The following is a 392-nucleotide window of genomic DNA, read 5'->3' on the forward strand; positions in this document are numbered from 1 at the left end:
AATGAGAGTCACGGTAATAGTGATGCAAGTCCAGAAGCACGAGCGAATGTACCGATGAAAGAAGCAACGCCGACGGCGCCAGTGATAATACCAGATGAAGCGAAAGCGAGTGTAACGGTAATACCGCAAGGTGATGCGGATAAGATGACTGTACATTATGTGGCACCGAATGGAGATCCAAAAGAAGTAATCGCAACTAAAGTAGGTAATCAATGGACATTAAACGATACACCAATAGGAATTAGTATCGATAACACAAGTGGCGCAATAACAGTAGGCTATAATGGTGTTCAAAATGGAAGTGAAGTCACAGCCAATGAGAGTCACGGTAATAGTGATGCAAGTCCAGAAGCACGAGCGAATGTACCGATGAAAGAAGCAACGCCGACGGC

The 392-nt window shown here is 44.9% G+C and carries 1 pseudogene; it reads left to right on the plus strand.

Features of this window, described 5'->3' with window-relative positions:
- Positions 1-392: pseudogene (locus tag ACZ267_RS12810) on the plus strand (hypothetical protein); the annotation flags it as partial.

Source organism: Staphylococcus sp. AC872 (genome assembly GCF_979255425.1).